17 protein-coding genes are annotated in these 13544 nt (G+C 59.9%); 16 read left to right on the top strand and 1 reads right to left on the bottom strand.

The annotated features are described in order from the left end of the window. Positions 1-11: 11 nt before the first annotated feature. Positions 12-4598, top strand: coding sequence for an RHS repeat-associated core domain-containing protein (locus tag U5771_RS29695; protein ID WP_322027278.1), 4587 nt, complete (start codon positions 12-14; stop codon positions 4596-4598). Positions 4599-4670: 72 nt separating this feature from the next. On the opposite strand, the gene U5771_RS29700 is transcribed toward U5771_RS29695, so the two are convergent. Continuing rightward, the gene (locus U5771_RS29700; RefSeq protein WP_322027279.1) at positions 4671-5000 is read right to left on the bottom strand and encodes a helix-turn-helix transcriptional regulator; all 330 of its coding nucleotides are present in this window, start codon (positions 4998-5000) and stop codon (positions 4671-4673) included. A 234-nt stretch (positions 5001-5234) separates the two neighbouring features. On the opposite strand from U5771_RS29700, the gene U5771_RS29705 reads away from it, so the two are divergent. From U5771_RS29705 to U5771_RS29775, 15 genes are all read left to right on the top strand, one after another. Beyond that, positions 5235-5411 carry a hypothetical protein gene (locus U5771_RS29705; RefSeq protein WP_322027280.1) on the top strand — a complete coding sequence of 59 codons (177 nt, stop codon included), beginning with the start codon at positions 5235-5237 and terminating at the stop codon, positions 5409-5411. Positions 5412-5704: 293 nt separating this feature from the next. Beyond that, entirely contained in the window at positions 5705-5854 is a 150-nt protein-coding gene (locus U5771_RS29710; protein ID WP_322027281.1) for a hypothetical protein, read from the top strand. A 23-nt stretch (positions 5855-5877) separates the two neighbouring features. Then, positions 5878-6108: a hypothetical protein gene (locus U5771_RS29715; protein WP_322027282.1), complete on the top strand. Its 231-nt coding sequence runs from the start codon at positions 5878-5880 to the stop codon at positions 6106-6108. Next, positions 6108-6326: a hypothetical protein gene (locus tag U5771_RS29720; protein ID WP_322027283.1), complete on the top strand. Its 219-nt coding sequence runs from the start codon at positions 6108-6110 to the stop codon at positions 6324-6326. Before U5771_RS29715 ends, U5771_RS29720 begins: the two co-directional genes overlap by 1 nt. Before the next feature lie 9 nt (positions 6327-6335). Next, entirely contained in the window at positions 6336-6476 is a 141-nt protein-coding gene (locus U5771_RS29725; RefSeq protein ID WP_322027284.1) for a hypothetical protein, read from the top strand. 15 nt (positions 6477-6491) lie between these two features. Further along, positions 6492-6854, top strand: coding sequence for a hypothetical protein (locus U5771_RS29730; protein ID WP_322027285.1), 363 nt, complete (start codon positions 6492-6494; stop codon positions 6852-6854). 4 nt (positions 6855-6858) lie between these two features. Continuing rightward, positions 6859-7029 (top strand): hypothetical protein, encoded by a 171-nt coding sequence (locus tag U5771_RS29735; RefSeq protein WP_175805378.1) that lies wholly within the window; start codon positions 6859-6861, stop codon positions 7027-7029. A 28-nt stretch (positions 7030-7057) separates the two neighbouring features. Next, entirely contained in the window at positions 7058-7702 is a 645-nt protein-coding gene (locus U5771_RS29740; RefSeq protein ID WP_059449133.1) for a macro domain-containing protein, read from the top strand. A 26-nt stretch (positions 7703-7728) separates the two neighbouring features. Beyond that, entirely contained in the window at positions 7729-9519 is a 1791-nt protein-coding gene (locus U5771_RS29745) for a replication endonuclease (protein ID WP_322027286.1), read from the top strand. A 15-nt stretch (positions 9520-9534) separates the two neighbouring features. Further along, positions 9535-9801 carry an ogr/Delta-like zinc finger family protein gene (locus U5771_RS29750; RefSeq protein WP_322027287.1) on the top strand — a complete coding sequence of 89 codons (267 nt, stop codon included), beginning with the start codon at positions 9535-9537 and terminating at the stop codon, positions 9799-9801. Further along, the gene (locus U5771_RS29755; RefSeq protein ID WP_023476011.1) at positions 9798-10001 is read left to right on the top strand and encodes an ogr/Delta-like zinc finger family protein; all 204 of its coding nucleotides are present in this window, start codon (positions 9798-9800) and stop codon (positions 9999-10001) included. Before U5771_RS29750 ends, U5771_RS29755 begins: the two co-directional genes overlap by 4 nt. 85 nt (positions 10002-10086) lie before the next feature. Continuing rightward, positions 10087-10746: an AAA family ATPase gene (locus U5771_RS29760; protein WP_059449130.1), complete on the top strand. Its 660-nt coding sequence runs from the start codon at positions 10087-10089 to the stop codon at positions 10744-10746. Between the two features lie 492 nt (positions 10747-11238). Continuing rightward, complete coding sequence (locus tag U5771_RS29765; RefSeq protein WP_322027288.1) at positions 11239-12372, top strand: hypothetical protein; 1134 nt, start codon at positions 11239-11241, stop codon at positions 12370-12372. A 464-nt stretch (positions 12373-12836) separates the two neighbouring features. Then, on the top strand, positions 12837-13133 hold the full coding sequence (locus tag U5771_RS29770) for a type II toxin-antitoxin system RelE/ParE family toxin (RefSeq protein ID WP_322027289.1): 297 nt from the start codon (positions 12837-12839) through the stop codon (positions 13131-13133). Between the two features lie 2 nt (positions 13134-13135). Beyond that, complete coding sequence (locus tag U5771_RS29775; protein WP_175805386.1) at positions 13136-13504, top strand: addiction module antidote protein; 369 nt, start codon at positions 13136-13138, stop codon at positions 13502-13504. Positions 13505-13544 lie beyond the last annotated feature (40 nt).

Raw genomic sequence — 13544 nt, forward strand, 5'->3', positions numbered from 1 at the left:
GGGAGGGCGACGTGGGGCTGCTGGCCGTCAAGCATCTGGATCCCGTCGTCGGCATCGACGTTCACTCGGTATTGGTCGCGCCGAGCCCGACACCGGTGTTTCTGCCGCATCCCCATGTCGGATTCATGCTCGATCTGCGGGAGTATGTCGAGGCGGCGAAGGGCGTCGTGGGCAGCATCGCGATGGCGCTTGTCCAGGAGAAGGTCGGCAAGTATCTCGAGGATCATCCGGATGTCGTGAAGAAGCTCGACGATGCGACCTCGTTCGCATCCGGAAAGCTTACCGATATCCAGGACAACGCGATCGTCGCCGAGGGGCTGAAACTCGAGCAGCAAGCGGCGGCGCTTCAGAGCAGCATTGGAAACGCGATCGGCGCAGGCGTCGGAATGGGCGGTGCGGCAGGCCGGCCGATATTCGTGAACGGGTTGATGCGGGCCACGGTCGGCACACATTCATATCACGTGCCGGGGCTGCATTTCCCGCTCGGGGAGTCGTTTGCGCCGCCGCCGGAGCCGGATCCGTTTCCGTCGGACGACGCCGAATCATTTATGGGGAGCCGGACGGTGCTCGCCAACAACGATCCGATGTCGTTCATGGCGCTGCCGGCGCTGAGCTGTTGGGCGGTCGGGATGGAGCCGCCAGGGCACAACAGCGCGCATACGGAGCGGACCTATCCGTCCATGCCGAGTGCGGTGATGCTGCCGATTCCCGCTGGAAGGCCGGTGATGGTCGGGGGGCCGCCGGTGCTGAACATGGCTGCGGCCGCGAAGGGGCTGTTCAAGGCGTTTCAAGGGTCCAAGTGGGCGAAGTCGCTGGCGGACAAGCTGAATTTGAAGTCGGGGTTCTTGCGGTGCAATGTCCTGAAGGCGGAGCCGGTGGATACAACGACGGGAGAGGTTGTCGTTCAGCAGTGCGATTTCACCGTGTTGGGGCGGTTGCCGCTCGTTTGGGATCGCCATTACGCCAGCCACGATACGTATGTAGGTGAGATCGGCGCAGGTTGGCAGACGCCCGCAGATATCAGGCTCGAGTTGATGGAATACGAGATCGGGGGCGGTGTCGTGGCGCACTTTCCGGATCATGCGACAGCGTTCAGTGCAATGCCGGCCGACAGTGGCTGGTCGGGCCGTGTGTATGACTGGCAGCATGGGCATGCGCTGTATTGGAGTGACGATCGGCTGGTGCTTCGCACACGTACCGGGCTCGAATACGAGTTTGCGTTGCCCGCGCACCGGTCTGTGCTGGAATGGCATGCGGATGGCACTCCATTGATCTTGCCCGTTGGACAGGTGGCCGATCTTAACGACAATGCGTGGCAATTTGACCGCGGACCGTATGGCAACCTGGCGCGCCTTGTCGAGTGGAAGGGCAAGGAAGCGACCGGCCGCGTGATCGAGTGTCAGGCGGGCTCGCTCCCCGGCGCCGAAGGCCGTGCGAGCCTGCTCACCGAGCTGACGCTGATCGATACCGACGGCGGTGCACATCCGCTCGTCGGCTACGAACACGACCGGAACGGGAATCTCGTTGCGGCGCTAGACGCGATGAGCCAGCCGCAGCGTTTCACCTACACCGACGGGCACCGGATGGCCAAGCACACAAGTGCCCGGGGGATATCGTTCTACTACAGCCACCATCGGCATGAAGACGGCATATGGCGCGTCGATCACGCGTGGGGCGACGATGGCCTGTTTGATTATCGCTTCGTATTCGATCTCGGACATCGGGAAACGAAGGTCATCGATTCGCTAGGGCACGTGACGATCCTGCAGGCAAACGAACGCGGCATGCCGGTGTCGCTGGTCGACCCGCTGGGGGGGCTGACAAGTTACAGGTATGACGCACAGGGGCGCACGTGCGCGGAAACCGATCGCTCCGGGCGCACCACCACGTGGGCGTACGATGCCTATGGCAATCTGGTTGGACAGACTCTCCCGGATGGGAGCGTCACGCATACCGCGTACAGCGCCCACCATAAACCGGTATGCGTGACCGCCTCGGGCAGCAGGCAGTGGCACTATGCCTGGGACGAGCGCGGCAACCTGCTGGCGCAGACCTTGCCGTCACTGGCCTGCGCTCGCTACGGATACGACCGGTTCGGCCAACTTGTAACGCACATGGGGCCACGCGGCGCGGTGACGCGCTTCGATTACGACCTCGATGGAAATCTCTCACAGGTCATCGATGCACTTGGTCATTGCACCCGGTACACCCATGATGCGCGGGCCAACGTCATTCAGTCTGCCAACGCGCTGGGTCAAGTGAGTCGCTATGAATACGATCGAAACGGCAACATGACACGGGCATTCGAGCCTGGACAGCAGGAGATGTTTTGCAGTTATGACGCCGACGACAACCTGGTGCGCTACTGCGATCCGAATGGCCAGGTGACGCAACTGGAGTATTCCGCTTTGGGGCAAATCGTCAAACGGCTAACGCCGGACGGCGGCGTGGTCGAATACCTGTACGACACCGAAGAGCAATTGGTCGGCGTAGTCAATGAGTGCGGCGAGCACTACCAGATGAGACGCAACGCGTTGGGGCAGGTCATCGAAGAAATCGACTATCGTGGGCAGGTACGCATGTATGAATACGGCCTGAACGGAAGACCCGTATACAGCACCGATCCCTTGGGTCAATCGATCGCCTACCAAACCGACGTGCTTGGACGCATCATACAAAAGCGCATACCCGATCCGCGCCAACCGGACGGATTTCGTATCGAAGTCTTCGAATATGACGCCTGCGGCAATCTTGTAGTTGCAGAGAATCCCGATTGCCGCGTCGAGTTCACCTACGATGCAGCTGGCCGTGTAACTGAAGAAAAGCAGGGGACCGACTTCAGGATCACAAACTGCTACGACGCGTCGGGAAATCGCGTTAAACGCCGCACACATTCGACAAGCCGCGGTAAGCCGGAAATCCATGAGATTCGCTACACGTACGATGCGTTGGACTCAGTCAGTTCGATCCAAATCGACGGCAACGTTGCGATCACTCTGGAACGAGACGAACTAGGCCGGATTTCTGCCGAGCGTCTGGGGAGCGAACTTCGGCGTGAAATGTCATACGACTCGAGCGGATTCCTGGACGCCCAGACTGTCCTTTCAGCATCTGGAACCCTCTTTACGAGCGAATACACCTACGATGTGAACGGGGAAATGATAGAGAAGCGCGACTCCCGGTCCGGCATCGAGCGTTTTGAGTACGACCCGGTAGGAAAGTTGACCGGACACCTCGACCGGGTCGGCAAGCTTCACCGCTTCCTGTATGACCCGATTGGTGATCTGCTGAAGACGCGAATCCGTGAGGGTACCCAGACCGGCGTTTTTGGACAGGGGCAGCAGACCGCCACGTGGATTTGCGAAGGCGAACATGACAGTTGCAGGTATGCGTACGACCGGATAGGCAATCTCGTGCGAAAGAAAGATAAACAACAGGACCTTTTCCTTCATTGGGATGCCGCAGGTCTACTGATTGAGACCCTGACAGTTCGGCAGTGCCTCCGGACGTCCGGTGAATCAGGTCGGATGCTCAACGAATGCACGCGTTATAAGTACGATGCATTTCATCGACGAGTAGCAAAATTCACGGAAATTCATGATGAAACTGTCATGATCACCGATGAACGGCGCGCAATTGTTCATCAATTTTTTTGGGATGGTGATAATTTGGTGTCGAGCCGGATAATTCGCGGCACACAAATCATCAACTCGCTCACACCTGAAAATCAGGCCTTGGCAAATGCCGACGATCATGGCGAGATTCTGTATTTTTATTATCCGAAATCCTTTCGTCCTGTCGCGCTAATTGAGCGTGCTCCGGACCGCAGCGATCCGACATCGTGCGCCGACGCGCGGTTCTTTCACAATGATCCCAATGGAGCGCCGATGCGCATTACGGATATTCGCGGCGAAATTGTCTGGGATGCCGACTACCAGGTTTGGGGGGCGTCAACGTCCCAAAACGGAACAGAGCAGCCTCTGCGTTTTCAGGGGCAGTACCGTGACCACGAAACAGGATTGCACTATTGCCGATATCGCTATTACGACCCGTCGAGCGGGCACTTTATTACCCCAGATCCGATCGGGCTGCTGGGAGGGACGAATGTCTACCGATACTCGCCAAATCCGATCGCCTGGATAGATCCGCTTGGACTTGCACTGCATCTAGTTCAGCACAATTACCACGAGCTACCGGATTATGATGAAATTGCGGGGTACCTGGCTGGGATGCCGCAGCAGCAGTTCGACGCCATGAATTTATTCAAGAAAGGAAATGCTCAGGCAGTCCGGAATCTTGCCGCAATGAGGTTGAGATCTACCGACTCCGGATTAATCATCTCTCCCAGCATTCCCAGCGTACTCCACGGTGAGATTAATACCCTGATGTCTCACCCGAATTACACCGACATCGATTACTTGATGTCGGAACGCGCCCCGTGCCCGAACTGCGCGTCCGATTTGAGATATTTGAGCCAAAGGTTGGGGCGCGACATCACCGTCCATCATGTCTATCCATACATCCGTGGCGATCATGCTACTGGTCAGCGGATTATCACCGCGCGATGTGCGGCGCGCGCGGGCATGTCAGCGCCATGATTCGGGAACACTCCGTACGGGCCCTCTGGTAGTTGACATAACGTGAAGAAAGACCGCTAACTTTAGCTGGCGTTACACCTGCGGGACCCAAGCCCCACAAGCGTTAGCGGGTAGCGCCAGCCACCGAAAACCCTTGGAAAATTTTTCCAAAGCGTCCATCCAGAAATCGCGATGACGATCATCGCGGGCACGCTCTGCGTGCGTCGCTGCAACGACTTCAAACGCCCGAACACCGAGAATTTCCGCAACGCGGAAGCAGGTGTCCTCATCGAAGGTGGATTTGCCGTTGCGGTAAGCGCTGACGGTCGAGCGCGTCACGCCGAGCGCCTTCGCGGCGGCGTAGTCGGAAGGCAAGTCGAGCGCCACTTTGACGGCGTCGAGCCATTCAATCGTAGTTTTCATTGACAACCCCAGTAAATTCAACCCGGTGTCAAGCCTATCCGAACGCTCGACCCGTGGCAACGTTCGCACGTAGCAAACGTTCGGATGGGGTTGACATGTTCGACTGGGTCGAACTATTCTCCGTCCGTCGACCCGGCCCCGGTTTCCAACCCCGCCGGTGACGGACTAGCTATCCGTCTGCCGGGCGACTTTCACGCTGTACACCGTTTCAGGGGTTGAACAAGGGGAAGTCAAATGCAGCACATTTCGTTGCAAGTCTCACACACCGATAGCAGCGCGCTCGCGCTGGCTCAGAAAGCAGCCGACGCCGCGTGGCGTGCGCTGATGGACTCGATGCAATGCATCGTCCAGACGTGGACTAGAGTGCGCGAAGGCGAAGGCGAAGGCGATGGCGTGTGGGGTGTGGCATGAGGGCACTCACGGCAGAAGGTACCGGCGCACACCGCTATTTCCTGTTGCGCTCGATTCTCGAAATGAGAGCGGCAGACGGGCAGCAGGAATTGAACTTCGCCGGGGTTCTGCTTCGTGTTGAGGCACGTAGATCGCTGGCCGCCCTCGGCGGCCTGGCGGGGGAGTGGTGAAGCGATGACGAACTGCACCCGGCCGCCGGCCGGGTTTCACCAGGGCGGCATGCCGGCCTAACTCGAACAACGCAGAAAACCAGCGGAGTTTCTATGTTGCATATCAATCGGAGTACTAACGTAATGCGCGACGAATCCGACGCGATTCGACGTGAACTGAACCAACACAACGAAGTGCAGCGCGTGCGGTATCGCGCGCGGCGCGCGGCGCTGTTTGCGATGCGCGCACGTGAGCAAGGTCGCTCGCACCTGGTCGCGGTAGGTGCGGAATGACGAACGACGAAATCGAAGAGGCAATGCCGCGCGTCGTCGCACCTAGCGTCATCGAGTGCGGCCCGTACACCGATCGATTCGGAAGCGGCGGTTACTTCATCGCGAAGTGCCTGGATGCGCGCCGTGAATTCCACTGGTTCACCGACTACGTGCAAGAGCACGCCCAATTCTTGATGACGCGGGACGAAGCGCTCGAGGCCGCGCTGGCGGCCGTCGACGCGCCGCGAACGAACGGCGCACTGCGGGCCGCGTGATGGGCGCCGCGATCGGGGAGGGCGACAGCGTTGCGGCGCGCGACTTTCTGGCCGCCGACCTTGCCGAGTTTGGCATTGGAGCCGGGGTGTTGGTACCCCCGTTCGTCGTTTACAGCCCGCCGCGCACGCATTGTTCCGACGATGCGGCCGCGCGCGCGATGCACGAACTGCGGCCGCTTCTGGCGAAGCTGAAGCGGCGCAAATGGGTGATTCGATAGGAGAATGTAATGAAGCAAAGCAAGGACCGCAAGCCGATGCCCCTGTGGGCAATCTGGCTGATTTCATTGGTGTCGGTGATCGCCTGGTGCGGCGTCAACGGCGAACCGGCCGAGCAATCGTGGCCGATTCATCGCATGCAGCGCGCGTAACAGGGAGCCGGTCACATGAAAGAAAAAGCGAAATACCTGCTGTCCGTCTTGTGTAGCGCTGCGGTCTACGTGGCGCTGTTGTCCGCATGGACGATTTTCTCGCTCGTTGGCGCGCGCTATGTACTTCTCACATGGGTGTGGTGCTTCATCGCCCTGACGATCGCATTTTCCTTTTATGCGAATCCGAAAGACGTACGGCCCGCACCGTCGATTCTCGCCTTTGAAATGCGAAGCGGCACCCGGATTGCCGTGGGCGTCGTTTTGATCTGGTGCGGCGATGTACTCCCAGGGGCACTGTTCGTCGCGGCCGCTCTGTTCATGCGTGCGGTGAAGCTCGCAGCGCAGCGACGCCACCGCGTCGCCACGGTCGGGAGCTGACGCCATGTACGTCTATATCGAATCGGAACGCTGGCGCGACGACGAAGGATTTACCCGCGTGACATACACGGTCGGGTTCTACGATCCGGCCGGCAAATGGCATTCGGAATCGGACCACGGCGACAGCGCAGCTGCCGCAACCCGCACGGCCTGGCTGAACGGCAAGGCCGAATAAACGAAGTTTCTCCAACCTGAGGTGAGCAATGAAGTTGATTCTGTGTGACAAGTCCAAGGCCGTCGTCGACGCTCTGCGTTCCGCGTTCACTGACTTCCCCGAAGTCGATGTGATCCAGGGCGACATTCTGGAGGTCGACGCCGATGCGATCGTCGCCACGTCGACGAGCTTCGGCAGTCTGGTCTACTGCGCCCCGTTTGGCCTGGGCGTGGTTGCGGACTATCGTGATTTCTTCGGCGTCGAGACGGAGCGCAAGGTGATCGCGGAGATTGCGAATCGGTGCCCGAATTTCGAACTGAACGTCGGTCAAGCACTCGTTGCCAAGATTGCCGTCGGTGCGTTCAAGCGCATGATCGTGACGCCGACCATGCGGGAGCAAGGCTGCGTTGCAAACACGTCGAACGCGTACGAAGCGTTCCGTGCCGCGCTGACCGCCGCACGCCAGGACGGCGTTCGCCGCCTTGTTTCGCCTGGCATCGCGACCGGCGTCGGCGGCATCCATCCGGTTCGTGCCGCTGAAATGATGCGGCGGGCGTGGGCCGAAGTGAACGGCTATGATGCGCCGGGACCGGTGCTGCGCATCAACGCCGGCATGCTGTATAGCGGGGCCGTCGATCCTGGTCATTCGCACGCCGTGACCCTCAACGGCTCGCACGCGCATCCGATCCGCTAAGTCGGGAACAACGGCGGATCTAGGCGATGTGGATTTACGCACGCGATGCGGCCGGCGCGTTGCCTGAAATACCTGAAGCGCAGGCCGCAATCAAGCGCCTGCCGACGAAGTGGTATCGACGGGCGATTCGTCAGGCCGAACAGGCCGGCCGCGACAGCGCGGCGAAAATCGTCGTGCCTGACCGGCCGGTCGCCGATCGACTGTTCGACCTGTCGGAAGCCGCACGCTCGATCCGCGAATTTCTGGACGAGCACGCGCCGGAGCATCTGCCGGTGCGGCCGGACGCGAACGATAACGAAATCTGCATGAAGGCGCGGCGCATCGCCAACGACGTATCGATGCGCGTGCACGGCCTAAAGCTGGCCGACGCGCTCGTCGTCGCGCGAAACGCATGCGCCATCTACGGCGTCGCGCTGCCGGCCTTCGATCATCCTGCCGACCAGGTCGCGCGTGTGCGCTGCGAACTCTGGTGGCGCCGCCAGCTACGCAAGCTCCATATTCGCGCGCTCGAACATAGCAACATCCGTCTCCATTACGTCCACCGTCGCGCCGAGCCATACGCGAGCGACGAGGCGGTGCGCCGGCGCGTCGCGCAGAACCGGCGCAACACGCGCACGCTGGAATCGGTCACGGTCGAGAACGAGGACGGCCAGCAGTTCACGCTCGCCGAGCTGGCGGCAAAGGGCATTTCGAACAAGGCGTTGAAGCGCGGCGAGCTGTTCACGCGTCTGCGTGGCCTTGAGGACCTGGCCGACGATGCGAAATTCCGCGGCGTCATGTTCACGCTGACGTGCCCGAGCCGCTTTCACGCGGTGAGGACGACCAACGGCGTCGTCGAGCCGAATCCCACTTATACCGATATGTCGCCGCGCGACGGTCAGGCGTATCTGCGCAAGGTGTGGCAACGAATTCGCGCCGAGCTGAAGCGCGAGGGCATCGCGTACTTCGGTATGCGTGTCGCCGAGCCGCATCACGACGGCTGTCCGCACTGGCACGGCCTGGTGTTCGCCGACAAGGTCGAGCGCTTTTGTGCGGTCATGCGGAAGCACGGATTGAAGGATTCCGGACATGAGCCAGGCGCGCAGCTGCATCGCGTCCGGTTCGAAATGATCGATCGCGCAAAGGGCTCAGCGGTCGGCTACGTGGCGAAGTACATCAGCAAGAACATCGACGGCCATGCGGTCGGCGAACACCGAACGCAAGACGGCTATGTGATCCAGGCGGATATGTGGGACGGCGACGAAATCACGCCGTCGCAGCGCGTCGAGGCGTGGGCGGCCCTGTGGGGCATTCGCCAGTTCCAACAATTCGGCGGGGCGCCGGTCGGTGTGTGGCGCGAGCTGCGGCGCGTGAAGGAACACGACCTCCCGAGCGAGGCTGAATCGCCGCGCATTCGCGCCGCGTGGCGGGCTGCGCAGAAAACCGACGAGCACCAGGCCGATTGGGCGGAATACTCGCGCGCGATGGGCGGTATCGCCGGTGAAGCGCGCATGGTGTACGTGCGACATACCGTCGAGCATCGCGAGGGGCGTTACGGCATCGCGCCGGTGCGCGTACCGCACGGCGTTGAGGCGATCGGTGTCGCTTATGTCGTCGACGGCCTCTGTTCGTACTCCCGCGAGACGAAAATTTTCGTGCCGTCGACGCGGCACGTATGGCGGGTGGTTCGGCGCGGCGGCGAAGCCGCCCGCCCTTGGACTGGTGTCAATAACTGTACGCGGACGGACGGGCTAGGGGTGGCCGGGACGACCGCCAGAAGCGATAGAAGCGTCAGCGGGGAAGGAAGCGACGCGAAACGGGGTCATCGGAACCTGTAGAGCGAGGAAATTCCCATGTCTGGAATGAAGATCGGTTGTCCGTGCTGCACCGGTGAGATTGAGGCGCGGCACACGGAAGCCATGTCGGTGACGATGCGCCGCCTGTACTTCGTCTGTGACGACTGCGGCTTTCGTTCGCCGGCGACGCTGGAAATCCTGTTCTCGCTGTCGCCGCCGGCGCGGCCGCGGGACGGCGTGGCGCTTGCAGTCTGTCCGTCCGACCGTCTGCGCGGCGCGGTGGATTCGCGAACGACGTTGAGCGTGCTGGAGGTCGGCGCATGAGATTCACGATTGCATGCCCGCATTGCGGCGCGCGCGGCATCGCGCGCGTGCTCGAACAGAAAACCGAGCTGGAGTGGGAAATCGACTACCAGTGCGACGACGTCGTGTGCGGTCACACGTACCGCGCACGACTTGGCCTAGACCTGGCCGCGCCTATTGAGCGACGGCCGCGGCTCGGCGAACAGATTCCGCTTGTATAGCGGTGCCATAGAGGGATATCGACGTGCCATCCAACAGATAGTGCATCGATATCGATTCGATATCGTTTTGATATAGGGGTGATAGATGATTGTAGCGGTCGGAAATCCGAAGGGCGGGGTAGGGAAATCGACGGTTGCCGTGCAGCTCGCGCTCGGCGTCATGCTGGCCGGCCAGCGTGCCTGGCTGGTCGACGGTGATCCGCAAGGCTCAAGCGCCGGCGCCGCGCTCGTGCGCAGCGATGCCGGTCTCCTTGGCCTGGCGTCGCTGTACTGCGATGACGGGCAGGAGCTGCACCGCGCGATCCTGGCGAACTCGCAGAAATACGATCACGTCGTTATCGATATCGGCGCGCGCGATTCGAGCGCATTTCGTGCCGCGCTCGCGGTCGCCGACGTGGTGCTGATCCCGGTCATGCCGCGCTCGTTCGATGTCTGGGCGCTGGATGACATGGCGAAACTACTCGGCGAGGCGCGCAAGGTGAACCGGGTCCGCGCGCTCGCCTTCCTGAACGCGGCGGACACTCAGGGCGCCGACAACCGCGAAGCGGAAGCGGCTATTGCCAGCTACGACGCATTCGACCTGCTGCCGTGCCGTCTGTATCGGCGAAAGGCGTACGCCAACGCCAGCGCGGCCGGTTTGCACGTCGAGGAAATGGGGCGCCGCGATACGACCGCGTGCGCGGAAATTGAGCGACTGCAAGACGCGGTGTTCGGGGTGCTGGATAAGTCGGCTGCCGGTGCATAAGCGCGGGCCGGTATCGGCTCGATATCGGCCCAACATCAAACAAGAAGCGAAACGATATCGAATCGATATCAGAACGATAGGGGTTCATATGTCCATTACGCGAAAGCCGGCGATACGCATCAGCGCAGAGGCTGAGGCCTTCATTTCTGCCGCACCGGACGCGCCCTCTGTGGCGTCACATCGCCCGACTGCCGAACAGTCATCCGCTCGTAGGCCAACAAAGAAGAAGATAAGCCTTGATATTGACCGGCACTTGCTGCAACGCATTGACGATTGCGCTCACAAACTCGGAATTTCGAGGAATGCAGTGCTTGCGCTTGCAGCAGCCCGTTATGTAACGGAGTCTCACACTCGCTGAGCGCTGAGAGGGTCTGGAGCGTCGACTCGGCGCTATCATGTTGATATCGACTAGAGGTAGCCACGGTGGCGCACGCGCCGGCTCGCAGTGCGTGCGTCGCAAAGGCGATTTCCTATCGAATTTGCTACGGGGACATGATGACGCACGATTTGGATCTAGACAAAATGATTGCCGGGGTAAAGAAAACCGGCTACCCGCTTGAGTATGAAATTTCGGCAATATTAAAATCCCGAGGTTGGACGATCATTTCTGGAACGTACTACATAGATTCTGATCGCGATCAGCCGCGGGAGATAGATATTGTTGCCTACAAGATCAGCAATACTCCGGTAAAGGTCGTAACAGCACTAATAATTAGCTGCAAAAAGAGCGCAAATGCGGCATGGGGCTTCCTTGCAAGATCGGCGGACCACTCGAATCCGAACGTCGTCTACGATCCGTTTCATTTTTGGACTGACAACAAACCGATGCAGTACTATATCGAAAAAGAAAACTGGAGAAATATTTACCCTCGATTTGCCGCAAGCCGCCGGGTGAATGGAATTTTAGATAAACCGGAATTTGAGGTTTTTGCACTTCAACCTATGGAAATGGGCGCGCAGCGCGAAGACGGGGCGAAGGGAAAAGATCAAGGAAAACCCTCAGACTCCCCTGCGATGTTCGAGTCGGTCATGTCGCTTATGAAGGCGCAGCAGCACTATTTGAATAGAGGGAGCAAGGGTAGAAAAGTGCCGAGGTTTTATCAATACAATCTCATTTCCCTTGCTGATACCAAATTTATTAGATTTGATTTTTCAGATTCTGGAATTGGCGCCGAATTTGCTGAGCGGATTCCCTATATCGGCCGATACATATTTAAGGACGATGATGTTTTCTCTAAAATTTGGTTCGTGACAAAGAATGACTTTCCATCCTTGCTGTCCGAATACGATAGGCTGCACGAGGCAAATGTGAAACTCGTCAAGGGGAAAACTGAAGAATTTTACAAAAATATAATGAAGGACAGCGAGCGCGTTGACGTACTGCTGCCCGAGTTCCAGAAGAAATTGGTCGCAGCTATTGGGACGCGAATCAAAACAGAGAGACCGATCGCCCCAGATGATTTTTATTTATTCTTCGTGGCGGACGATGTTTTGGAGATTTGCTACGTTTCTTTCGAGGATATTTCTAAAAAGTTAAACTCGAATAAACATATTCTCGCTCGAACGGCTGAAATTCTAAAAAGCTTGTTTAAGTACGAAGGCCCGTTCAAGTTCACTGACCTGTAGCCGCTCGCCGCGACTGCATGGAAGCGCACAGAGTGTGCATAGAAGTGCACAGAAATATCGCATCGTGAAACGGCCGCAGGCCCGCGCTAGTTGCCGCCCGCGGTCCGCCGCCCAGGTGCATAGAAAGTGCCCTGATAAATGAAGCGGGCAGGCGGGGAGGGGACTGCGCAGTGGCGCCGGTGCCGCCGGCGTGCCAGTACCCCCCCGCCCGCCCCTGAGGGTGCCCGCTCAGCGCGCTGTCACCCCTACAGCGGCTTCGCTGGCGGCGTCCGACGGCTCGGCTGCCAGTCAACGGACAACCCGGTATAGGCCGTCTATACGCCCCCTACACATAACGCGAAAAACCGTGCGGAAATGATGCGCGGGCGGCCACTGGTCCGACTGCCGCCCGCCGCGTCCGGCGCCGAACCGGCGAACCGCACAAAGCAGTAGCCATAGTGTCCCCCATGGGTTACAATTGCGCTATGTTCAAAGTCTTGACCACCCCCCAATTTGATAGCTGGCTCGACGGGCTTCGCGATCCAGTCGGCAGCGCGGCAATCAGCCTGCGCATCGAGCGGGCGAAGCTCGGCAACCTCGGCCAGTGGCGCGCAGTCGGTGGCGGCGTCAACGAAATGAAGATCGACGTAGGGCCGGGATACCGGGCCTACTTCGTGCGGCGCGGAAAAATCATCGTCGTGGTGTTGTGCGGCGGGGACAAGTCGACGCAGAAGAAGGACATCAAGACGGCGAAGCAAATCGCCGGCGAACTGGAGGATTGAGTATGAAAATCAGCGAACTGGCCGAATTCGACGGCTCGAAGTACCTGAAGGACGAGGAAACGATTCGTCACTACCTGGCGCAAGCGTTCGAAGATGGCGATCCGCGCCTGATCCAGGCCGCGCTCGGGAACGTCGCAAAGGCGCGCGGCATGACCGCGCTTGCGCGCGAGTCCGGCGTAAAGCGCGAAGCGCTCTATCGGGCGCTGTCAGAAGGTGGGAACGCGGAGTTTGCAACGATCATGAAGGTTGTCGGTGCGTTGGGATTGCACCTGACCGTTGCGCCGGCACAGCCGGCGGCCGAAGCGGCGCCGGTGCCGGCACCGACACCAACACGCGCACGCACGCGCGCACGCGCTGCGGCGCACGCGTAGCGCGCCGGGGCCGGCCGCGTATGTCGCGCCGGCCCGCCGT

Origin of the sequence: Burkholderia sp. BCC1977 (genome assembly GCF_905339595.1) — a bacterium.
GTDB lineage: Bacteria > Pseudomonadota > Gammaproteobacteria > Burkholderiales > Burkholderiaceae > Burkholderia.